General features: G+C 72.1%; 20 protein-coding genes. 8 read left to right on the top strand and 12 right to left on the bottom strand.

The window, feature by feature from the left end:
- Positions 1–98 precede the first annotated feature (98 nt).
- Together BN39_RS04155 and BN39_RS04150 are read right to left on the bottom strand one after the other, a co-directional pair.
- The gene (locus BN39_RS04155; protein WP_040765842.1) at positions 99–698 is read right to left on the bottom strand and encodes a hypothetical protein; all 600 of its coding nucleotides are present in this window, start codon (positions 696–698) and stop codon (positions 99–101) included.
- The gene (locus BN39_RS04150) at positions 695–3169 is read right to left on the bottom strand and encodes a hypothetical protein (RefSeq protein ID WP_040765839.1); all 2475 of its coding nucleotides are present in this window, start codon (positions 3167–3169) and stop codon (positions 695–697) included. The genes BN39_RS04155 and BN39_RS04150 overlap by 4 nt, the downstream gene beginning before the upstream one ends.
- Before the next feature lie 105 nt (positions 3170–3274).
- Here BN39_RS04150 and BN39_RS04145 point away from each other — a divergent pair, with 105 nt between their 5' ends.
- Both BN39_RS04145 and BN39_RS04140 read left to right on the top strand, forming a co-directional pair.
- Positions 3275–3694, top strand: coding sequence for a DUF3151 domain-containing protein (locus BN39_RS04145; protein ID WP_019201099.1), 420 nt, complete (start codon positions 3275–3277; stop codon positions 3692–3694).
- Positions 3654–4820 (top strand): aromatic acid exporter family protein, encoded by a 1167-nt coding sequence (locus tag BN39_RS04140; RefSeq protein WP_019201098.1) that lies wholly within the window; start codon positions 3654–3656, stop codon positions 4818–4820. Before BN39_RS04145 ends, BN39_RS04140 begins: the two co-directional genes overlap by 41 nt.
- Here the strand turns inward: BN39_RS04140 and BN39_RS04135 are convergent.
- On the bottom strand, positions 4808–6097 hold the full coding sequence (locus tag BN39_RS04135) for an FAD-dependent monooxygenase (protein ID WP_202803284.1): 1290 nt from the start codon (positions 6095–6097) through the stop codon (positions 4808–4810). The two genes, BN39_RS04140 and BN39_RS04135, sit on opposite strands and share 13 nt — an antisense overlap.
- A 25-nt stretch (positions 6098–6122) precedes the next feature.
- Here BN39_RS04135 and BN39_RS23820 point away from each other — a divergent pair, with 25 nt between their 5' ends.
- Positions 6123–6590, top strand: a complete 468-nt coding sequence (locus BN39_RS23820) for a MarR family winged helix-turn-helix transcriptional regulator (protein ID WP_040765836.1) — start codon at positions 6123–6125, stop codon at positions 6588–6590.
- Here BN39_RS23820 and BN39_RS04125 read toward each other — a convergent pair.
- Positions 6583–7218 carry a hypothetical protein gene (locus tag BN39_RS04125; protein ID WP_148281409.1) on the bottom strand — a complete coding sequence of 212 codons (636 nt, stop codon included), beginning with the start codon at positions 7216–7218 and terminating at the stop codon, positions 6583–6585. The genes BN39_RS23820 and BN39_RS04125 overlap by 8 nt on opposite strands.
- An 83-nt stretch (positions 7219–7301) precedes the next feature.
- Between BN39_RS04125 and BN39_RS04120 the strand changes: the two genes are divergently transcribed.
- The 3 genes from BN39_RS04120 to BN39_RS04110 are packed head-to-tail and all read left to right on the top strand — an operon-like array spanning position 7302 to position 10468.
- On the top strand, positions 7302–8588 hold the full coding sequence (locus BN39_RS04120) for an adenylosuccinate synthase (protein WP_019201094.1): 1287 nt from the start codon (positions 7302–7304) through the stop codon (positions 8586–8588).
- A 55-nt stretch (positions 8589–8643) separates the two neighbouring features.
- Positions 8644–9333, top strand: coding sequence for a response regulator transcription factor (locus BN39_RS04115; RefSeq protein WP_019201093.1), 690 nt, complete (start codon positions 8644–8646; stop codon positions 9331–9333).
- Entirely contained in the window at positions 9326–10468 is a 1143-nt protein-coding gene (locus BN39_RS04110; RefSeq protein WP_305807925.1) for a HAMP domain-containing sensor histidine kinase, read from the top strand. The genes BN39_RS04115 and BN39_RS04110 overlap by 8 nt, the downstream gene beginning before the upstream one ends.
- Here the strand turns inward: BN39_RS04110 and BN39_RS04105 are convergent.
- The 6 genes from BN39_RS04105 to BN39_RS04080 form a co-directional block, all read right to left on the bottom strand.
- Entirely contained in the window at positions 10431–11552 is a 1122-nt protein-coding gene (locus BN39_RS04105; protein WP_019201091.1) for a glycosyltransferase, read from the bottom strand. The genes BN39_RS04110 and BN39_RS04105 overlap by 38 nt on opposite strands.
- Positions 11549–12181, bottom strand: a complete 633-nt coding sequence (vanX, locus tag BN39_RS04100; RefSeq protein ID WP_019201090.1) for a D-Ala-D-Ala dipeptidase VanX — start codon at positions 12179–12181, stop codon at positions 11549–11551. The genes BN39_RS04105 and vanX overlap by 4 nt, the downstream gene beginning before the upstream one ends.
- A complete protein-coding gene (locus BN39_RS04095) occupies positions 12178–13242 on the bottom strand; it encodes a D-alanine--D-alanine ligase family protein (RefSeq protein WP_019201089.1) in 1065 nt (354 codons plus the stop codon). Before BN39_RS04095 ends, vanX begins: the two co-directional genes overlap by 4 nt.
- Positions 13239–14252, bottom strand: a complete 1014-nt coding sequence (locus BN39_RS04090) for an NAD(P)-dependent oxidoreductase (RefSeq protein WP_019201088.1) — start codon at positions 14250–14252, stop codon at positions 13239–13241. The genes BN39_RS04095 and BN39_RS04090 overlap by 4 nt, the downstream gene beginning before the upstream one ends.
- A 77-nt stretch (positions 14253–14329) precedes the next feature.
- Positions 14330–15280, bottom strand: coding sequence for a carbohydrate kinase family protein (locus tag BN39_RS04085; RefSeq protein ID WP_019201087.1), 951 nt, complete (start codon positions 15278–15280; stop codon positions 14330–14332).
- Position 15281: 1 nt separating this feature from the next.
- Positions 15282–16709, bottom strand: a complete 1428-nt coding sequence (locus BN39_RS04080; RefSeq protein ID WP_040766544.1) for a sugar porter family MFS transporter — start codon at positions 16707–16709, stop codon at positions 15282–15284.
- 141 nt (positions 16710–16850) lie between these two features.
- Here BN39_RS04080 and purT point away from each other — a divergent pair, with 141 nt between their 5' ends.
- Entirely contained in the window at positions 16851–18767 is a 1917-nt protein-coding gene (gene purT, locus BN39_RS22040) for a formate-dependent phosphoribosylglycinamide formyltransferase (RefSeq protein WP_237741621.1), read from the top strand.
- Positions 18764–19375: a class I SAM-dependent methyltransferase gene (locus BN39_RS04070; RefSeq protein ID WP_019201084.1), complete on the top strand. Its 612-nt coding sequence runs from the start codon at positions 18764–18766 to the stop codon at positions 19373–19375. The genes purT and BN39_RS04070 overlap by 4 nt, the downstream gene beginning before the upstream one ends.
- A gap of 3 nt (positions 19376–19378) precedes the next feature.
- Here the strand turns inward: BN39_RS04070 and erm are convergent, their stop codons facing one another.
- A complete protein-coding gene (gene erm, locus BN39_RS04065; RefSeq protein WP_019201083.1) occupies positions 19379–20140 on the bottom strand; it encodes a 23S ribosomal RNA methyltransferase Erm in 762 nt (253 codons plus the stop codon).
- A gap of 218 nt (positions 20141–20358) precedes the next feature.
- Positions 20359–21081: a siderophore-interacting protein gene (locus BN39_RS04060; RefSeq protein WP_040765834.1), complete on the bottom strand. Its 723-nt coding sequence runs from the start codon at positions 21079–21081 to the stop codon at positions 20359–20361.
- Positions 21082–21147: the final 66 nt, after the last annotated feature.

Here is a 21147-nt window from a genome sequence, read left to right as displayed (position 1 = left end):
GTTCGTACCTCAAGAAGGCCGAGACCTCCATGGCCGAGCGCGTCGTCGAGGCGTGCAACGACCTGCACTCCGCGGGGAAGTCGATCAGCGCGAAGTAGCTACAGCGCCAGGCCGATCAGGACGGCCAGGATGAGCAGCACCATGGCCGCGGCCGCCGCCCACTCCGGGCCGGTGAGCCGCGGCCTCGTGCGTTGCGGGGCACTCCGGGCCTGTTGGGCGGCCTGCGCGGACGCTGGCGGGGGGACCGGCCGGGCCGGCGGGTTCGCGGTGCGGTTCGATCGCGGCGGCCGAGCCTGGCGGGCCTGCGGCTGTCCGGCGCGGGACTGGGTGGCCCGCGGCGCGGGCGGCGCCGCCGTGCGTGGGCGGGCCATGGTGGGCGCGTTCGGATGGTGGTGTCCCTGCGGGCGCGGCGCCACCTGGCGCGGGGCCACGACGGGCGGCGTCGCGGTGCGCCGCGGCGGTCCCACGCGGCCGGCGCCGCGGACGAAGCGATCCGTCCGCGACGCCGGGGGGACGGGGACTTCGGAGTACGCGAGCTTCGGCTCCGACGGTGCCGGGGGCGGCTTCCGCACGGGGGCTGCCTCGGTCGACGGTGCGCTCACCGCCTCGGCCGGGACCGGCTTCTCGACCGGGGGAGCGGCCTGCGCCGCGGGGGCGGGTTCGTTCCTCCGCGTGGGATGGTCCGAGGGGGAACTCATGGCGCTCCGACGCGGGTACACACCTTCCACGCGTCCTCGTTCTTCTCGAGCGAGAGCGTGTTGCGTACCTTCGCGTCCGGCTGCCCCGAGTAGTGCACCTGGACCTGGACCTCGGCACGGTCGCCGTCCACCTCGATGGCCTGCAGCGCATCGAGTTCCAGGAGGAGGCCGTCGTTCTTGGCGTTGTCGTGGATCCGTTGCCAATCGGCGTCGTTGATCCCGTCGTAGTACTTCTTCGCGCCGCCGCAGGTCTGCTGGCGCAGCGCGTTGAGGTCGCCGCTGTTGACGGCGGTGACGAACGACGTGGTCGCGTCGGCGGCGGCCCGCCGGGAGTCGCCGGAGGTGACCGAGCCCGGCGAACCGGGGATCAGCAGCACCGCGGCGACGATCGCGGCGATCACCACGACCGCCGCGCCGATGATCCACTTCAGCTTGCCGCCGCGTTCGTCCGCGGCGGGCCGCGGCGCGCCGGGCGCCGACGGCGGGAAGTAGGTGGGGGCGCCGCGCTCGCCCTCGGCGGACGCGGGCGGTGCCTGTCGCGGGGCGGCGGCGAACGCCTCGGTGGGCGGCGTCGCGTCGGGCACCTCGTTCTGCTCGGTGTCGATCGTCGCCTCGTCCGGCTTCTCCGGGGCGGCGGCGGGGATCACCGTGGTGTTCGCGTCCTCGGCCGAATCCGGTGCGGTGTCGTCCTTGTCGGAGTCGTCGTCACCGGCCTCGGCGTCCTCGCCGTCCTTCCCGTCCTTGGCGGCCGCCGCGGCGGCGACTCCCGCAGCGCCGACGGCAGCGGCACCGGCGGCGGCGACGGGGATGACGGAGGTCTTCGCGTCGTCCTCGCCGTCGTCTTCGGGCTCGGCGGAACCGTCGTCCTCTGTGTCCTCGGAGCCCTCGGCATCCGCAGCGGCCTCGGGCGCGGGCGGTTCGGTGTTCACGGGCCCGACGGTGCGCAGCGGCGACGCCTCTGCCTCGTCGTCGGTCGAGTCCTCCTCGGCGGTGGGCTCGGCGGCGCTCTCTTCGTCGGTCTCCGGCGCGACCGCCTCGTCGGCGTCCTCGCTTGCGGCGGTGTCGGTCTCGGGCTCGTCGGCCTCGTCGGTTCCCGCGTCGCCGGCTTCTGCGTCGGTCTCTCCGTCGACCTCTGCGCCGTCGGCCTCCGCGTCGGCCTCCGTGTCGCCCGACGCGGTGGCGGCGGCCGCCGCGGCGGCTCCGACGGCGGCCACACCCGCGGCCTTCGCGACCCCGCTGCCTTCGTCCTCGTCCTCGGGTTCGGCGGTTTCTGCGTCGGCGGCGGTCTCTGCGTCCTCGGGTGAATCGGCGTCGGACACGTCGGCGTCGGTCGCGGGGGGCTCGGTGTTCACGGGGCCCACGGTGCGCAGGGGAGAGGCCTCCGCGGTCTCGGGCTCCTTCTCCGCGCCGTCGGTGTCGGCTTCTGCGGCTTCGGCTTCCGTGGAACCGTCGTCCTCGGTGGGCTTCGCCTCGTCGGTCTCCGCCGCGTCCGTCTCCGCCTGGTCGCCGGCGTCCTCGGTCACGGGCGGCGCGGTGTTCACCGGCCCCACGGTGCGCAGCGGCGAGGACGCCTCGTCCTGGGCGTCCTCCTGCGTGGCGCCGTCCTCCGGGGTCTCCTCTTCGGTGGCGTCGTCCGCGGGTGTCTCATCGTCGGATCCGGCTGCGCCGGAGTCGGACTCGCCGGAATCGGTATCGTCGGAGGTCTCGGCGGCGGGCTCCTCGACGGCCGCCTCCGCCGGATCCTCGGACTCGGGGGCGGATTCCTCGTCGTCCTCGCGCGCCTTCGCGGCTGCGGCCGCGGCGGCTGCGGTGCCCACCGCGGCGGCACCGGCGGCCGCGGCAGGGAGCGCGGAAGTCTGCTCGTCCTCGGTCTCCGCCTCGTCCTCGGGCTCCGCCTCGTCCTCGGGCTCCGCCTCGTCCTCGGTCGTGGCCCCATCGGCGTCGCCGTCGGGCTCGTCGGCGGAAGCCGCGTCCGCGGCCGCCTCGTTCTCGTCGCCCGCGGTCTCGGCACCGGCCTCCTCGGCGTCGGCGCTCGCGCCGGCCTCCTCGGCACCGTCGTCCGTGCTCGCACCTTCCTCGGCAGCCGGCCGGGGCACCGCGGTGAAGGCCTTGGTCTCGGCTTCGGACGGGCGCGTCTCGGACTTCTCCGGCGCCCCGTCGTCCTCGCGCGACGTGGCGGCGAACGACGTGGTCTCCGCCTCAGACGCCGGCACCTGCTCGGATCCGGGCACCTCGATGGCGGTGGTCTCGGCCTCACTCGGCGACGCGGGCGGGGCGGCGGAGTCCACGAGCTCGGCCAGCGACTGCGAATGCGACGGGTTCACCGCGTCCTGCGGAGCCTTCCCGAGCGCGTCCGCGTCGACGTCGGCCGAGCCGGAGTTGTCGGACAGCGGGGCAGCGGGCCACGCGGCGAGTCTCCCGCGCAGGTCCCGCAGTCGCGAGAAGGCTCCCCGATTCGAATCCCGCCCCATCGATTCCGTCCATCCGTCGTTGCCGTAACTCCTCCGAGCTCGTAGTGAGGTACGAGTCGGAACACCTGACAGACTAGCGGGCGCGGCTCGTGCGAGACTGGGGCCATGACGTCGTTCGGAGATCTTCTCGGCCCGCCTCCGGTCCTGCTTGACCTCGACGAGGAGCCGGAATCCCAGCTGACGAGCGGTCGCCCCGCCGTCGAGGTCGCGGCCGACTTCCCCACGTCGTCCCTGGCGTGGGGCACTCTGGCGGAGGCCGCGCTCGACGACGAGCAGGTGGTCACGGCCTACGCGTACGCGCGGACCGGCTATCACCGCGGCCTGGACCAGCTCCGTCGCCAGGGGTGGCGCGGCTTCGGTCCCGTGCCCTACAGCCACGAGAACAACCGTGGATTCCTGCGCGCCGTCGCAGCCCTCGCCCGCGCGGCGAAGGCGATCGGCGAGGAAGACGAGTACCTCCGTTGCCTCGACCTCCTGAACGACTGTGACCCCGAAGCCGCGGGCGAGCTCGGACTCGGCGGCTAGCCGCCTACGGCGGCGGCACAACGCCCTGCCGCAGGTCATCCAGAGCCGCACCCGGAGGCTCTGGAGTTCGAAACTGCCCATCGTGCAGTGCGCGCTGGCGGCGGCCATCGCGTGGTTCATCGCGAACGACGTGGTGGGCCACGTGTCGCCGTTCTTCGCGCCCATCGCGGCCGTCATCTCCCTGGGGCTCTCGCTCAACCAGCGGCTCCGGCGCTCGCTGGAACTGGTGGGTGGCGTCACCGTCGGCATCGGCGTCGGCGACCTCCTGATCAGCGCGATCGGGACGGGGCCGTGGCAGCTGGGCCTGGTGGTCGCGATCGCGATGGCCGTCGCCGTGCTCGCGGACCGGGGGCCGCTGGTGCCGATGCAGGCGGCGTCCTCCGCGGTGCTGGTGGCCACCCTCCTGCCGCCCGGTTCGACGGGCGGCTGGACCCGGATGCTCGACGCCCTGATCGGCGGGCTCGTGGGCGTGCTGATCGCCGCGCTGATCCCGAACAACCCCGCGCGCCGTCCCCGCAAGGACGCCGCGAAGATCCTCGACACGATGCGCCGGGTCGCGGCGTCGATCGCCGCCGGGCTCACGGACGGCGACCGCTCGAACCTGGACTGGGCACTGGAGACCGCGCGGTCCACCCAGCCCGATCTGGATCAGCTCACCAGCGACCTGGCCGGGGGGATGGAGATCGCCAAGGTCTCGCCCGTCTTCTGGAGTGCCCGGCCCCGGATGGAGCGGCTCGACGCCATCGCGGATCCGCTGGACAACGCCGTCCGCAACGTCCGCGTCATGGCCCGCCGCGCCATCGCCTCCAATCAGGAGGAGGAGAAGGTCGATCCGGCCCTGGTGATCGAGGTGGGGAAGCTCGCCGACTGTTTCAAGGTGCTGCGCGACGTGGTGCTGGCCGACCCCGGGGAGCACCCCGACCAGGCCGACGCCGCGCGCGTCCTGCGCTCCGCGGCGCGCCGGGCGAACCAGCTGGACATCGGCGACGGCAACTCGCTCAACGAGTTGGTCATCTACGCGCAGCTGCGCTCCACCATCGTCGACCTGCTGCAGGTGGCCGGCCTCAAGCGCACGTCGGCCATCGCCGTGCTGCGCCCGGAGCGCAGGCCCGATCAGCCGCGCTGACGCCCGCCTCCGAGCCGCGCGGGCGCGGAATCCGGTGCGGAGGGCACCGGTTCGTCGAAGTCGATGTGGTGCCCCTGCAACCACATCATCGACCTCCCGCCGTCCTTCGCGGCGCGCCGGAACACGAAGGGGAGCATCAGGTCGCGGAACAGCCGCGCGACGGGGCCGGCGGCCTTGGAGTTCGACGCGCGGTGCCCCGCGGCGACGATCTTCTCGGTGCGTTCGCGGCGCAGGATCTCGAAGGTGCCGAACGCCTCGGCCGTCGTCGGCCGGTCGCGGAGGCACTGCGCCAGGATCACGGCGTCCTCCAGCGACATCGCCGCGCCCTGCCCGGCCGCGGGCGACGTGGCGTGGGCGGCGTCGCCGATCAGCACCATGCGCCCTCGCCCGTCGTGCCAGTGCTCGACCACGGGGAGGTCGTACGTGGCCCACCCGAACAGCGGCCCGGGCGCCGCGTCGATGATCGCGCCGGAGGGGCCCGCGTCGCCGTCCATCAGCGCGTGCAGGCGCCGCCGCCACTGCGCGTCGTCGATCCCGGACAGCACGCCGCGCTCGGGCTCGGTCCGCGAGGGCGGGTTCGCGAACCAGACGGTGCCGCCGTCCGGCGTCGGCATCCACGCGAAGAAGCACCGAGTGCCGAACTGCATGCGGAAGTCCCGCGGCTCGCCCTCCACGGCGAGGCCGGGCACGTGGCCGCCGATGTTGAGGACGGGCACGTACCGGGGCGATCGCGCGCCGGGGTCGATCAGGGCGCGCACCGTCGAATGGATGCCGTCCGCGCCGATGAGGATGTCACCGCGGGCGCGCGTACCGTCGGCGAACTCGGCGGTCACGCCGTCGTCGTCGACCGTGGCGTCGACGAACCGGGCGCCGTTCCGTACCCGGACCCCGCGGGCACGCGCCTCGTCGGCGAGCGCCGAGTAGAGCGCGGAGCGGGGCATCATCAGGGAGGTCAGCCCGTCCGGCCGACGGGCGGCCATCGGCATGCGGCCCAGCGGGCGTCCCTTGCCGTTGACGAAGCTGATGGTGTCCATGGGGTAGCCGACCCCTGCCAGCGGGCCGTCGGCGTCGATGGATCGCAGCGCATCGATCCCGTTGGCCTGCAGGCTGATCCAGGCGCCGCGCTGATCGGCGCCCTGGTGGTCCCGTTCGAACACCTCGGATTCGATGCCGACCCGGGCCAGTGCCATGGCGGCGGTGGGGCCCGCCACCCCGCCGCCGATGATGAGAGCCTTCGTGATGTATCCCGTCGCCGAAAGATATAGCTTGAATATCAAGTAATCATCCGAGGAGGTAGCTTGAATGTCAAGCGATATTGCGCGTGAGGTGGGGCCCGCCGTGCAGGCGTATCAGGCCGCGGTCGCCGGATTCGATCGCGAGCTCGCGCGGATCCTGGGCGTCGGCGCGACCGATCTGGCCTGCTTGGAGCTGGTGCTCGCCCCCGCCAGGGTCACGCCCAGGGAGGTGGCCGATGCGCTCGGCTTCACGACGGGCAGTGTCACCACGATGATCGACCGCCTCGAGAAGCGCGGCTACGTCACCCGGCACCCGCACCCCGACGACGGACGCAGGGTGATCGTGCGCGCCACGGCCCTGCTCCGCGGGCACGTCGACGCGGCGATGGGGCCGATGCTCGCGTCGGCGCAAGTGGACGTGCTCGGCGCGTTCGACGACGACGAGCTGGCCGCGGTGGTGCGGTTCATGCGGGTCGCCACGGCGCATCAGGCCGCGCACGCCGAGCGGCTCCGCGCGGAGCCGCCCGTCAGCTGATGAGGATCCAGTCGTCGGTGTTGCGGTAGAAGGTCGCGCGGGTCACGACGCTGGGATCGAGCCGGCCGTCCCGCGTCACCTGCAGCTCCAGGCCGCCCGTCTGCGCGGCGCGGCCCGTCAGCCACTTCCGACGGAGGCCCTTCGCGAGGCGGGCGCGCACGCCGGCCCCCTCGCCCGTGGGCTCGACGAAGATCGCCTTCGCCTGCCCGGTGAACAGCTTCTCCGAATCGACGAACGTCTCGCCCGTGAGCTCGGCGCCCTCCGGTCCGGTGATCTTCGCGCGCCCGACCAGGACGAATCCGCGATCGTCGCGGATCAGCGGCACAGGCCGGGGGGTACCGGTGAGCGGGTCGCCCGGCGGGTAGATCGACGACGCGCGCGAGTTCTCGGTGGGCGTGAAGGCCACCTCGACGTCGAGCCGGTCCTTGGCCATCAGCCGGGCGATCACCGCCGCCAGCAGCTGATCCGGACCGGCGACCACGATGCGCTTCGGCGTCGGCATCTTCTGCTTGAGATCCGACTTCACGGATTCCAGGTCGACGGTCACTGTTTCGAGGTCGCGAAGGCTGCCCGGGATGCGGACATCGGGGGCGCGCACCACGACGGTGCTCTGGGTCACGGAGCTCACCACACCTACTGTAAGGTTGCGGTACGGCTCACAGGTATTCGAGGTGAATCCAGCGGAGATTCTGAGCCGGAAGGGGAATTCGCATGCCCGCGATCGTGCTGATCGGCGCCCAGTGGGGCGATGAAGGTAAGGGTAAGGCCACCGACCTCCTGGGAGAGAAGCTCCAATGGGTGGTCCGTTATCAGGGCGGCAACAACGCCGGCCACACCGTGGTCCTCCCGAACGGCGACAAGTTCGCCCTCCATCTGATCCCGTCGGGCATCCTGACGCCGGGCGTGAAGAACGTCATCGGCAACGGCGTCGTGGTCGACCCGTCGGTCCTGCTGCAGGAGCTCGACGGCCTGGAGGCCCGCGACGTGGACACCTCCAACCTGCTGCTCTCCGCCGATGCGCACCTGCTCATGCCGTACCACGTGGCCATCGACAAGGTGACCGAGCGTTTCCTCGGCAACAAGAAGATCGGCACCACCGGTCGCGGCATCGGCCCCTGCTACCAGGACAAGATCGCTCGCGTCGGCGTCCGGGCGCAGGACGTGCTGGACGAGTCGATCCTCACCCAGAAGGTCGAGGCGGCCCTGGAGTTCAAGAACCAGGTGCTCACCAAGATCTACAACCGTCGCGCCCTCGACGCGCGCCAGGTGGTGGACGAGACGCTGGAGCTCGCGGAGAGCTTCAAGCACCGCATCGCCGACACCCGGCTGGAGCTGAACAAGGCGCTCGAGCGCGGCGAGACGATCCTGCTGGAGGGCTCCCAGGGCACCCTGCTCGACGTCGACCACGGCACCTACCCGTTCGTGACCTCGTCGAACCCGACCTCCGGCGGCGCATCCGTCGGATCGGGCATCGGCCCCACCCGCATCACGACGGTGCTGGGCATCCTGAAGGCGTACACCACCCGCGTCGGATCGGGCCCGTTCCCCACGGAACTGTTCGACGAGTGGGGCGAGTACCTGGCCAAGCACGGCGGCGAGGTGGGCGTCACCACCGGTCGCGCCCGCCGCTGCGGCTGGTTCGACGCCGTGATCGCCCGCTACGCCACCCGGGTCAACGGCATCACCGACTACTTCCTCACGAAGCTCGACGTTCTCAGCTCCATCGAGAGCGTGCCGATCTGCGTGGCCTACGAGATCGACGGCGTCCGCTACGACGAGATGCCGCCGACCCAGTCCGAGGTGCACCACGCGAAGCCGGTCTTCGAGACGATGCCCGGCTGGTGGGAGGACATCTCCCAGTGCCGCACGTTCGAGGAGCTGCCGCAGAACGCGCAGAACTACGTGCTGCGGCTCGAGGAGCTCTCGGGCGCGCACATCTCGTGCATCGGCGTGGGCCCCGGCCGCGACGAGACCATCGTGCGCCGCGCGATCGTCTGACACCGCCCGGAAATTCGATACACCGGCGATACGCACGGGCTCGTAGCATGAGCCCATGCGTGTACTGGTCGTCGAGGACGAGCTCTACCTGGCGGAGGCCGTCCGTGACGGGCTGCGCCTGGAGGCGATAGCCGCCGACATCGCGGGCGACGGGGACACCGCGCTGGAACTGCTCAGCGTGAACGCCTACGACATCGCCGTGCTCGACCGGGACGTGCCCGGGCCGTCGGGCGACGAGATCGCCCGGAGCATCGTGGATTCCGGGACCGGCATGCCGATCCTCATGCTCACCGCGGCGGATCGCCTCGACGACAAGGAATCCGGCTTCGAGCTGGGTGCGGACGACTACCTGACCAAGCCGTTCGAGCTCCGCGAGCTGGTGCTGCGGCTGCGCGCCCTCGACCGGCGGCGCGCGCACAGCCGCCCGCCGGTGCGCGAGATCGCGGGGATCCGGTTGGATCCGTTCCGCCGCGAGGTGTTCCGCGACGGCAGGTACGTGGCGCTCACCCGCAAGCAGTTCGCCGTGCTGGAGGTCCTGGTGGCCGCCGAGGGCGGGGTCATCAGTTCCGAGGAGCTCCTGGAACGCGCGTGGGACGAGAACGCCGATCCGTTCACCAACGCCGTGCGGATCACGGTATCCGCGTTGCGGCGCAGGCTCGGTGAGCCGTGGATCATCGCGACGGTGCCGGGTGTCGGCTACCGCATCGACGCGGCGCCGGCCGCGGAGGGGGCCGCGCGTGGATAGGGAACGCCTCCACCGGGAGCGCGGGATGAGCGTCCGCCTCAAACTCACGCTGAGCTACGCGGGATTCCTCATGGTGGCGGGCGGCATCCTGCTGGCCGTCGTGTGGGTGTTCCTGCTGCGCTACGTCCCCGAGGTGATCGCGGTGCCGTCCGTCGGCCCGCGGGAACCGGGTTCGGGGCCGGGCTCCCCGCTGATCGGCATCCCCGACCGCGCCGACCTGCAGGCGGCTTTCGTGCCGAAGGCCCTTGTCGCGCTGGTCTTCCTACTCGTGTTCGGCCTCGCCGGAGGATGGCTGCTGGCCGGCCGGATGCTCGCTCCGCTCAACCGCATCACCCATGCCACGCGGCTCGCCGCCGAGGGTTCGCTCGCGCACCGGATCCGTATGGAGGGGCGCACCGACGAGTTCCGTGAGCTCGCCGACGCCTTCGACGCGATGCTCGCCCGCTTGGAGGCGCACATGGAGGAGCAGCAGCGCTTCGCCGCCAACGCCTCCCACGAGCTGCGCACCCCGCTCGCCATCACCCAGACCCTGCTCGACGTGGCGCACAACGATCCCGCGCGGGAGTCCGACGAGCTCGTCGAACGGCTCCGCTACGTCAACGCCCGGGCGATCGAGCTGACCGAGGCCCTGCTCATGCTCAGCCGGGCGGAGCGGCGCAGCTTCACCCGCGAGGAGGTGGACCTGTCCCTCGTCGCCGAGGAGGCCACCGAGACCCTGCTGCCGCTGGCCGAGGGCCGGGGTACCGCGGTGCGCACCACCGGCGACGTCACCACGACCACCGGCTCCACCGCGCTGATCCTGCAGATGGTGACGAACCTGGTGCACAACGCGATCGTGCACAACCTCGAGGAGGGCGGCTCGGTGCGGGTCGCCGTGCGCGCGGAGGGCGCGGACGCCGTCCTCGTCGTGGAGAACACCGGGCCGGTGGTCGCGGGGCGGCTCGTCGGCACGCTCACCGAGCCGTTCCAGCGCGGTACCGGGCGCGTCAGCACCGGGCACGCCGGCGTGGGCCTGGGCCTCGCCATCGTGGACCGGATCGTCCGGGCGCACGACGGTGCGCTCGACATCGCGTCCAGGGACGGCGGCGGGCTCGTGGTCACCGTGCGGTTGCCCGCCGCTCGGCGATCAGCCTGAGCACGTGCCGGGCGAGCGTTCCTGCGGCGTCCGGCGATCCGGCCGCCGCGAGGCGCGAGGACATGGCCGCCAGCGCCACGGGGTCGGTGAGCAGCGGCAGCAGATTCCGCGCGATCCATGCGGGCGTCAGATCGGCGTCGCCGACGAGCAGCGCGCCGCCGGCCGCGACCAGTGGCTCGGCGTTGCGGCGTTGCTCGCCCCCGCGCAGGGGCAGCGGGACGAACGCGGCCGGAAGGCCCACGGCGGCGAGCTCCGCGCACGTCATCGCGCCGGACCGGCAGATCGCGAGATCCGCGGCGGCGTAGGCGTAGCGCATCTCCTCGACGAACGGCAGCACCCGGTACGACGGGCCGCCGTGCGGCGGTTCGACGGTGCGCCCCGGCCCGGCGATGTGCAGAACCTGCACGCCGGCCGCGGTCAGGCGGTCCGCGGCCCCGCGGACCGCCCCGTTGATCGACTCCGCCCCTTGGGATCCGCCCGTCGCGAGGAGAACGGGCCCCTGCGCGCGCAGCCCGAACCGGTGGCGGGCCTCGGCGCGCAGCGCTGCTCGGTCGAGGGTGGCGAACCCGGGCCGCAGCGGGATGCCGATCGGGGTGGCGTGCGTGAGCGGGACCGCGGGGGACGCGGTGAACACGTGACGCGTCAGGCGGGCGGCCACCCGGTTCGCGACCCCGGGGACGGCGTTCGCCTCGTGCGCGACGATCGGCAGGCCCCGTCGTCGCGCCGCGAGGTAGGCGGGCATCGCGACGTAACCGCCGAACCCGGCCACCGCCTCGGCGTCCGCGGAGTCGAGTACCGCGCCCGCCGCCCGCACGGCGGCGAGCAGGCGGCGCGGCACGCGGAGTAGTTCGCGATCCACCTTGCGCGGCAGCGGAACCGGGGGAATCAGCTCCAGCGTGTGCCCGCGGGCCGGGATGATCACCGTGTCCAGGCCGCGGGCAGTGCCCAGTGCCGTGATCTCCGCCGACGGGGCCGTGGCGAGGATCGCGTCGGCGAGGTTCATGGCGGGCTCGATGTGGCCCACCGAGTGCCCGCCGGCCACCACGATCCGCGGGCGATGGGGCGGGGCGCCGCCGGTACTCATGCGGCGCGGCGCGCGGCGGTGACGGTGATCGGGAAGTCGAAATAGGTGTCCGGGAACGGCTCGTCGCGCAGTGTGTAGTGCCACCACTCGGTGTCGTACCGCCGGAAGCCGGCGTCCTCCATGATCGTTCGCAAGCGGCGCCGGTTCGCGGCCGCGGCCGGCGAGATCCCGCTCGCCCCGTGGCCGGACACCGGATCCATGAGGTCGTGACCGCCGCCCATGTCCGCCAGCTCGCCGGAATCCCGGTGGTACAGAGTGAGATCGACGGTGCTGCCGCGGCTGTGGCCCGACCGCTCGGCGACGTACCCGAGGTCGAACATCGCCCGCCTGTCGATGTTCGGGTAGTGGCGCGCCTTGGTGAGGCCGGTCTCCGGCTGCCGGGACCAGCGCACGAACCGGTCGACGGCGCGCTGCGGCCGGTAACCGTCCCACAGCAGCAGGCCGAGGCCGTCGTCCTCCGCCGCGGCCTGCGCTGCGCGGAGTGCCGCGCACAGGGCGCGGGTTCCGACCACCCGATTCGCGAGGTACCCGTCCACGGGCTTGCCCGTGAAGTTGTCCCACGTGGCGTATTTGGCGTCCCACCGGACCCCGGGCACGTACTCGTCGACGTAGACGAAGTCGGTGTTCATCGTCCCGCCCCCGTCAGCGGTGCGGCGGGCGCCGCGTCGAGGGCGAGCGCCACGACGCGATCGATCACGGCGGACAGGGGGAGCCCGGCCGCGGCCATCATCCGCGGGTAGCGGCTGTAGGAGGTGAGGCCGGGCAGAGTGTTCACCTCGTTGAGCACCACGGTGCCGTCCGGGGTGAGGAACACGTCCACCCGGGCCAGGCCGCGGCAGCCGAGGGCGCGGTAGAGGTGCTTCGCCGTCTCCTGCACCCGGGCGCGGGTCTCGGCGGGGACGTCGGCGGGAACGATTGCGACGGAGTTCTCCGACCCGGTCTCCGGCGCGTCCTCCTGGTGGATGCGGAAGAACCCGTGGGACAGGGCGATGTGGTCCACCTCGCCGACGGTGAGATCCGGCGGATCGCCGAGCACCGCGCACCCGACCTCGAGGCCCGTGACGGCGGCCTCGACGAGGAGCTTGGTGTCGAACTCCCGGGCCGCGGCGACGGCCGGCGCCAACTCGTCCGGGCCGGCCACCCTGGTCACGCCGAAGGAGGAGCCGGAACGGGCGGGCTTGACGAAGACCGGATACGTGAACCCCGCGGAGTCGGGTTCCTCCCCGGGCCCGATGATCCGGTGCTCCGGCGTCGCGATGCCCGCGACCCGGGCGACGAGATAGGCGAGCGACTTGTCCATGCACACCGCGGATGCGGCGACATCGCAGCCCGCGTAGGGGATTCCGGAGAGCTCGAGGAGCCCCTGGATCGCGCCGTCCTCGCCCGCGGTGCCGTGCAGCACGGGCAGGACCACGTCGAGCGGGACGGGCGTGGGCCGCGCACCGTCGAGCACGAGGAGGCCGCGGGTGCCCCGGTCCGGGGAGATGATCGCCGGTCGCGAACCCGCTCCCTCCCAGCCGATCACCGGCCCGTCGCACAGGCGCCACTCGCCGTCGCGGGTGATCCCGATCCAGAACGCCTCGTACATCTCGGTGTCCAGGCTCGCGGCCACCTCGCGAGCGGATTTGAAGGACACCGCGTGTTCTTCCGAGGGGCCGCCGAAGACGATCCCGATCCTGATGCGGCTCATGCCGTTTCCCGCCTTTCGAAGTCGAGGCAATTGGTGAGGCTGTTCTCCACGGTGTCCGCGAGTGCGTGGTCGGTGTAGTACGCGGTGTGGGGGCTGATGATCGCGGTGGGCAGATCCTGCAGCCGGGTCAGCGCCGGGTCGGTGAGCGTGCCGCCGCGGTCGGTGTAGAAGACGCCCTCCTCGCCCTCGATCACGTCGAGGGCGGCGCAACCGATCTCGCCGCTCTCCAGCGCGGAAACCAGTGCGGCGGTGTCGATGAGTCCGCCGCGGCCGGTGTTGACGACGACGGCGCCCGGCCGCATCCGGCCGAGCCTGCGGCGGTCGAGGAGGTGATGCGTCTCGGGGGTGAGCGGCGTGTGCAGAGTGACCACGTCGCTCCGCCGCAGCAGGTCGTCGAGGGTGACGTCGCCGGGCCCGGGGGAGCGGTCGCAGGTGAGCACCCGACAGCCGAATCCGCCGAGCCGGTCGATCACCGCGCGGCCGATCCGGCCCGTCCCGACCACGCCGACCGTGAGGTCCCTGAGCTCACGGCCGCGCCGCGCGCCCAGGCGGTAGTCGTGCCGATCCGTGCGCCGGATCAGAGATTTGGCGTCCCGCAGGGCCATGAGGATCAACATCACCGTGTAATCGGCCACGCTGTCCGGCGAATAGCTCACCGTGCCGACGGTGATCCCCACGTTCCGCGCGTACTCCACGTCGATGTGGTCGACCCCCACGCTCCGGGTGGACAGGTACCGGACGCCCAGCCTGCTCAGCCCGAGCAGGACGGGGCGCGGCACCGGCGTCCGGTGGCCGACGCTGATGCACCGGTTGCCGAACGCGAGGGCGGTGGTCTCCTCCGACAGGGCCGCGTCGGTGAGGATCAGCGGAACCCCGTAGCGGGGCTCGATCGCGCGGAACAGCTCGGCCTCGTCGGCGCCGCATTCGTAGACGGTGATGCCGGCCGGGCGCGCCGGGGCGGAGCCGGGGAGGCGGCGCAGCGACGCTCTGATCGGTTCGTCGTAGGTCATGCCCCCCAGTCAAGAGCGCGGCCTGTTGTGGGGGCGTATGCGATTTCCGATACGCCCGCGATACACGGGGACCGGTATCAGCGCAGGGTGGGGTCCTTCGCCCGGACCGCCTCCACCTCGGCACGCGACGGCGCGTAGGCGCCCGCGCGGCTCACGGTGAGCGCCGAGGTGATCACCGCGCGGTGCAGTGCCGGCTGCACATCGCTCCATTGCGCGGCCCGCAACCGCCGCGCGGCGTACCGCGAGCCCAGGTACCCGGCGTCGAGCAGCCCCGAGACGAGTCCGGCCATGAACGAGTCTCCGGCGCCCACGGTGTCGCCGATCTCCACGGTCAGCTGGTCCACGTGCAACATGTCGCGATTGCCGGACAGCAGCGCGTAGGCGCCCCACGGGCCGCGGGTCACGATGACCAGCGCGGGGCCGGCCGCGATCCACCGGCGCATCACGTCCTCGACGGGCTCGTCGGGGTGGAGCCACGCGATGTCCTCGTCGCTGGCCTTGACCACGTCGGCCAGGCCGATGAGCTCGGTGACGCGCGGGAGTACGTCCGACGGTGCGCCCATCAGCGCGGGCCGGATGTTGGGGTCGTAGGACACGGTGGCGTGTTCCCGGATCCGGCCGACCACGTCGCGCACCCCGTCGGCGCCCGGGGCCAGGGTCGCGGCGAAGCTCCCGGTGTGCAGGTGGCCGTACCGTTCGAGCTCGCGGACCTCCGGCACCTCCCAGGTGAGGTCGAACTCGTAGGTCGCGCGGCCCTCCGCGTCGAGCTGCGCGTAGGCGAGCGGGGTGTTGGGGGCGGCGTCCGTGCCGGGCACGACGTCGACGCCGGCGCGGGCCGCGGTCTCGGCGATCCGGGCGCCGCGCACGTCGCGGCCCCACCAGGACAGGATCGACGCCGGATCGCCGAGCGCGGACAGGCCGCACGCGACGTTGAACAGGCTGCCGCCGACGTGTTCGGTCGGATCGGCACCCTCGCGCAGGACGACGTCGACGAGAGCCTCGCCCAGGCAGAGGGTTCGATCGGTCATGTCAGTGTCCCTTCGCGGCCGGCGGATCGGAGACCGCGTCGTCCGGGTCCGAATCCAGCCCCAGCCTGTCCGCCATCTCCTCCAGCGGGATGCCCTTGGTCTCCGGCATAACCTTTATCACCCAGAGCAGCTGCAGCACCATGAACCCGAAGAAGATGGAGAACGCGACACCGCCGCCGAAGGCGCCGATGATCGGCGGGAACGCGAAACTGGTGATGGCGGCCCACACCCAGTGCGTGAGGCTGCCGAGCGATTGGCCCTGGCCGCGGATGCGGTTGGGGAAGATCTCCGAGAGGAACACCCAGATCACCGCGCCCTGACCGAAGGCGTGCGAGGCGATGAACACCATGAGGCCGAGCAGCACGAGGATCGACGAGGTGCTGTTGAACGAGCGGCCGTCGCTCTCGTAGTAGAACATCACCGAGGCCATGAACCCGAGGGAGATCAGGTAGCCCACCGAGCCCACGAGCATGAGCCTGCGCCGGCCCAGCCTGTCGATCACGGTGAGCGCCGCCATGGTGGCGATCAGGTTCATCACGCCGACCGCGACCGACATCAGGTACGCCGCGTTGGTGCTGGCCCCGGCGTCCTGCATCACCCGCGGCGCGTAGTAGAGGATCGCGTTGATGCCGGACATCTGGTTGAAGAACGCGATCGCGATCGCCAGCAGGATCACCTTGCGGTGGCCGCGGGTGTAGAACCGGGCCTTGCCGCGGCCGGATTCGGCGGCCAGGGACTCCTCGATCTCCTGCATCTGCTCGTCGGCCTCGGCCTGGGTCGAGCACAGGCGCTCCGATGTGGCGCGGGCCGCGGCGATGTCGCCGCTCGCGGCGAGCCAGCGCGGGGTCTCCGGCACCGTCGGCAGCATGACCAGGAACAGCGCCGCGGGCACCACCATGACCCCGAGCATCCAGCGCCACGCGTTCGGGTCGTCGCCCATCACGGTGCGGATGATCGCGTTCGACGCGTACGCGACGAGGATGCCGAGCACGATGTTGAACTGCACGAGTCCCACCAGGCGTCCGCGGTGTTTGGGCGGGGCGATCTCCGCGGTGTAGATCGGGGCGCACACGCTGGACGCGCCGATGCCCAGGCCGCCCAGGAACCGGAACAGCTGCAACAGTTCGACCGTCGACGTGGGCGCCAGGGCGCAGCCGACGGCGCTCACGACGTAGAGGACGCCGATCGTGTACAGGACCTTCTTGCGGCCGAACCGGTCCGCGAGCCGGCCGGTCACCAGCGCGCCGATGATCGTGCCGATCAGCGCGGTGGTCACGGTGAAGCCGAGCTGCGCGTCGGACAGCCCGTCCGGGCCGCCGAACTGCTCCTGGATCTGCTTCTCGGCCCCCGAGATCACGGCGGTGTCGAAGCCGAAGATGAGTCCGCCGGTCGCGGCGACGACGGCGCTCCGGATCACGAGTGCTTGCATGAACACGAAAGTAGGCCTCCTCCGCGTCGCCACGAGCGATAACGGATGAAACGCTCGCCAGCCCAAAGCGATCGGAAGTAAACGGAATAGAAGGGTCTGCGGGCGTGTCGCCGAGCGCAGGAGTTTGCCATGATGGAGCCCATGACGAAGCTCACCGAGAACGGCGGCAACCCTCGGATCGGCACGGCCCTGACGCCCGGCGCCACGAAGGTGCTCCTGCTGGGATCGGGCGAGTTGGGCAAGGAGGTCGTGATCGCCTTCCAGCGCCTCGGCGTGGAGACGATCGCCGTGGACCGGTACGAGAACGCGCCCGCCATGCAGGTGGCGCACCGCAGCCGCGTCATCGACATGACCGACGCCGAACAGGTGCGCACCGTCATCGAGGAGGAGAAGCCGCAGTACGTGGTTCCGGAGATCGAGGCGCTCGCCACCGACGCGCTGGTCGCCGTGGACGAGGACGGCCTCGCGGAGGTCATCCCCACCGCCCGCGCCGTCTCGCTGACCCTCGACCGGGAGGGCATCCGCCGGCTGGCCGCCGAGGAGCAGGGGCTGCCCTGTTCGCCGTACGCGTTCGCGTCCTCGCTCGAGGAGCTCCGGAAGGGCGCCCGCGAGGTGGGCTTCCCCTGCGTGGTGAAGCCCGTCATGTCCAGCTCGGGCAAGGGCCAGTCCGTGGTCCGCACGCCGGAGGAGCTCGACGGTGCCTGGGAGGCCGCCGTCACGGGCGCCAGGGTCCGCAACGAGCGGGTGATCGTCGAGGGCTTCGTGGACTTCGACTACGAGATCACGCTGCTCACCGTCCGGGTCTTCGACGCGGAGCGGGGCAAGGTCGTCACCCGGTTCTGCGAGCCCATCGGGCACCGGCAGCAGGACGGTGACTACGTCGAGTCCTGGCAGCCGCAGCCGATGAGCCAGGCGGCGTACGACGCGGCCACGTCGGTCGCGGGGCGCATCGCGACCGCCCTGGGCGACGGTGCCGCGGGCGGCCGCGGGGTGTTCGGCGTGGAGCTGTTCGTCAAGGGCGACGACGTGTACTTCTCCGAGGTCTCGCCGCGCCCGCACGACACCGGCCTCGTGACCCTGGGGTCGCAGCGGCTCTCGGAGTTCGAGCTGCACGCCCGTGCGATCCTCGGTCTGCCCGTGGACACCTCGCTCATGTCGCCGGCCGCGTCCGCCGTGATCTACGGAACCAAGGACAGCAGTTCCGTCGCGTTCGACAGCGTCTCCCGGGCGCTGCAGGTGCCGGAGACCGACATCCGGCTGTTCGGTAAGCCCGAGGGCTACGCCAAGCGGCGCCTCGGGGTCACGGTCGCGACCGCCGACACCGTCGAGGTCGCGCGCGCCAACGCCGCGGAGGCCGCGGGCCGGGTGTCCGTCGTGGACAGCGACGATCCCGTGGCGCCGGCCGCGCCCGCCACCGTCGCCGTGCCGATCCAGCGGCCGCAGCAGCAGGAGGACCTGTCCACCCGCGCGATCCCCACCCAGCAGGCCGCGGCGGAGCAGCAGCCGACCCCCGGCCAGGCGCCGGGACCGCAGATCCCCAAGCCCCCGACCGCGCCGCCTCCCGCCGCTCCGCCGTCCGCGCCCCCGACCTCCGCTTCGCCCGTCGTGCCGCCGAACGCACCGCCGCCGAACGCACCGCCGACTGCCGCGTCGCCCGTTGTGCCCCCGAGCGCTCCGCCGCCGAATGCTCCGCCGACTGCCGCGTCGCCGGTGGTGCCCCCCAATGCCCCGCCGACGGCTGCCGCTCCGGTCGTCGGGCCGAACGGGCCCAGGCCCCACGGCGCCTCGTCGCGGGTCATGCCGCCCGGGCGGCCCGCACCCGGGCCGCAGGGACAGGGGCAGGGCGACGGCGAGACACCGGCCACGGCAGTGCATCAGGCGACGGGTCGCCGTCCCACCGCACCCCGCCCGATCCAGCCGGCGCCGCGGCCCTCGGTGAGCCGGCCGTCGGACCCGGCGGGCACGCCTCCGCCGTCCGGCAAGGAGACCGACGAGTACGACCACAACCCGCCCACGTCGATGGGGATGGCCCCGAAGCGTCCGCAGCAGGGCGAGTGACCCAGCCCGGCTACGACGCCCTCGCAGCCACCTACGAGGAGACGTTCCCCGACCCGTTCTACTCGCCGCTGGAGCGGCGCGCCGTCGACGCGTTCGCCGATGCGGTGGGCGAACGGGACGGCGTGCCGCGGGTGATCGACGTGGGCTGCGGTACCGGCAACACCGCGCGTCATCTGAGCGAACGCGGCCTCACCGTCGACGGCGTCGACCCCAGCGTCGAGATGCTCGCCATCGCGCGGAACAAGCACGCGGGGATCACGTTCCACGACGGCGACCACCGGCTGGCCGGTGTGGACCTCGGCACCGTCGACGGGGTGCTGGCCCGGTTCAGCCTGATCCACGTGCGGCCCGAGGAGATCCCTCCCGTGCTCGCCGACTGGCGTCGCCGCCTGCCCGCCGGCGCGCTCCTGCTCGTCGCGGGGCAGGCGAACGACGAGGCCGGTGTGGTCGAATTCGATCACGCCGTCGCGCCGGCGTGGCGCTGGCATCCCGACTCGATGGCGGCGACCCTGGCAGCAGCGGGATTCGCCGAGGTGTGGCGCACGGTATCGAGACCCGATGCGACGCACCGATTCCCGGAGTACCACCTGCTCGCGCGCGCGGACTGAGCGTCATCCGAACCGGGTGAACGCGTCGGCCCAGTGCGCGGCGTCGAGATCGCGGGGGAGCGGGGTCCCGCGGAAGCCCTGTGCCGCCACCCATTTCCGCGCCGCACCGGCGTGCTGCGGAGCGACGCCGGCGAGTACCGCGGCGAGACCGTGGCCGCGCCCGGTGAAGACGGCGTGCACGAACGAGGAGTAGGCCCGGCGTCTCGCGACCGGCACGAGGGGGCTCGTCCGCCGGGTGATGGTGAGTAGGCCCGCGTCGACGGTGGGCCGAGGGGTGAACGCACCCGCGGGAATCCGCTGCCGGAGACGGAACTCGTACCAGGGCAGCCACTGCGCGGTCATCATCGTCGAGCCGCCGACTCCGGCGCGCCGCCGGGCCACCTCCCATTGGGTGATCAGCACCGCGTCCGTCCAGTGCGGCGCGTGCAGCACCTTGCGGAGGATGGCGGTGGTGAGGTGGAAGGGCAGGTTGCCGACCACGGTGTGCGGCTCGGGTGACAGTCGATGATCGAGGAAGTCTCGATGGATCACAGTGGTGCCGTGCAGTTCTCGGCGTAGCCGGCGGGCGTGCCGATCGTCGATCTCCACGGCGGTGAGGGGGCGACCGAGGCACGCCAGCGGCCGCGTCAGCGCCCCGCTGCCGGGGCCGATCTCGAGGATCGGTCCGTCGGTGTCCGCGACGAGGTTGACGACCGCCCTGACGGTCGCGCGGTCGGTGAGGAAGTTCTGGCCGTGCTCATGACGGCCGCCACGATACGTGGGCATGGGGAGTTCTCCGGGCTCGAGGATCGCCCGGGCAGCACGAAGCGCCGCCCAGCTGGAATGCACTGGGGCGGTGAAGCGTCGTCGGTGGAGGCTTCGCCGCCGCTACGGGCGGCCGCGCTCCACGACCGCCGCGGCCGCGGCCGCGGCTGCTGCTGCAGAACTCATGCGGGCACCATAGCCGCCGGGTGCGGCACGGTGCCATTCGTTTTCCCGGAGGGCTACCCGCGCTGGAGCCAGTAGGCCTGCGATTTGATTCGCTCCTTCGCCAGGCCGAAGTCCTTCTTCGCGACCTTGGCGATCTCCCGCGTGGCCTTGGTCTCCGCGGCGACGAACAGGAAAGCGCTGGACGGGATCCCGGCCGCGGTCACGGTGGATACCAGTGTGGCGCCGCGATCCTCGCGGGGCACCCAGGCCACGTCGTCGCCGCGGACCGCGAGCTCGCGCTCGTCCTCGTGCTGGTACTCCAGGAAGATCCGGCACGGCACCGTCGCCGCGGCGGTGAGCGAGTTGATCGCGGGGATCGACGCCGAATCGCCCACGAGCACGTACTCGGATGGTGCGGGCTCCTGCGGCACCGTCAGATCCGAGCCCATCATGGTCGCCGCGATCCGGTCGCCCGGCTGTGCGTCGAGCGCCCAGCGCGGGGCGGGCCCGTCGTGCATCGCGAACTCGATGGCGAACTCCGAGCCGTCCGGGTCGATGATCGTGTAGCCGCGCTGGACGAGCGTGCCATCGCCCTCGTCGGTCGTGGCCTCGCCGCTCTTCGGCACCCACAGCCGCACCCACATGGTGGGGAACCAGGGATTCTCCTGCAGGAACGAGCCACCGTCGAACCGGATGCGGTGGTAGTGCGCGTTGACCTTCTCCGTGGACAGCACGGTGAACACGTAGTCGTCGGCCCGCATCGCCTTGAGGATCAGGCCGGTCACTCCTCTACCCATGCAGCTGAGCCTAGCCTAATCAAATGTCGTTTGCGCTCATATGCCCCTGCGCTGGGGCGATGCGGG

Origin of the sequence: Tsukamurella sp. 1534, from assembly GCF_000312385.1 — a bacterium.
Classification (GTDB): domain Bacteria; phylum Actinomycetota; class Actinomycetes; order Mycobacteriales; family Mycobacteriaceae; genus Tsukamurella.
This window is presented reverse-complemented; position numbering and strand designations above follow the sequence as displayed.

Excerpts from the sequence above, each read along its gene's own strand:
- BN39_RS04155 (WP_040765842.1), bottom strand. The coding sequence starts at position 698 with ATGAGTTCCCCCTCGGACCATCCCACGCGGAGGAACGAACCCGCCCCC.
- BN39_RS04150 (WP_040765839.1), bottom strand. The coding sequence starts at position 3,169 with ATGGGGCGGGATTCGAATCGGGGAGCCTTCTCGCGACTGCGGGACCTG.
- BN39_RS04145 (WP_019201099.1), top strand. The coding sequence starts at position 3,275 with ATGACGTCGTTCGGAGATCTTCTCGGCCCGCCTCCGGTCCTGCTTGAC.
- BN39_RS23820 (WP_040765836.1), top strand. The coding sequence starts at position 6,123 with ATGTCAAGCGATATTGCGCGTGAGGTGGGGCCCGCCGTGCAGGCGTAT.
- BN39_RS04120 (WP_019201094.1), top strand. The coding sequence starts at position 7,302 with ATGCCCGCGATCGTGCTGATCGGCGCCCAGTGGGGCGATGAAGGTAAG.
- BN39_RS04115 (WP_019201093.1), top strand. The coding sequence starts at position 8,644 with ATGCGTGTACTGGTCGTCGAGGACGAGCTCTACCTGGCGGAGGCCGTC.
- BN39_RS04105 (WP_019201091.1), bottom strand. The coding sequence starts at position 11,552 with ATGAGTACCGGCGGCGCCCCGCCCCATCGCCCGCGGATCGTGGTGGCC.
- vanX (WP_019201090.1), bottom strand. The coding sequence starts at position 12,181 with ATGAACACCGACTTCGTCTACGTCGACGAGTACGTGCCCGGGGTCCGG.
- BN39_RS04095 (WP_019201089.1), bottom strand. The coding sequence starts at position 13,242 with ATGAGCCGCATCAGGATCGGGATCGTCTTCGGCGGCCCCTCGGAAGAA.
- BN39_RS04090 (WP_019201088.1), bottom strand. The coding sequence starts at position 14,252 with ATGACCTACGACGAACCGATCAGAGCGTCGCTGCGCCGCCTCCCCGGC.
- BN39_RS04085 (WP_019201087.1), bottom strand. The coding sequence starts at position 15,280 with ATGACCGATCGAACCCTCTGCCTGGGCGAGGCTCTCGTCGACGTCGTC.
- BN39_RS04080 (WP_040766544.1), bottom strand. The coding sequence starts at position 16,709 with ATGCAAGCACTCGTGATCCGGAGCGCCGTCGTCGCCGCGACCGGCGGA.
- purT (WP_237741621.1), top strand. The coding sequence starts at position 16,851 with ATGACGAAGCTCACCGAGAACGGCGGCAACCCTCGGATCGGCACGGCC.
- erm (WP_019201083.1), bottom strand. The coding sequence starts at position 20,140 with ATGCCCACGTATCGTGGCGGCCGTCATGAGCACGGCCAGAACTTCCTC.
- BN39_RS04060 (WP_040765834.1), bottom strand. The coding sequence starts at position 21,081 with ATGGGTAGAGGAGTGACCGGCCTGATCCTCAAGGCGATGCGGGCCGAC.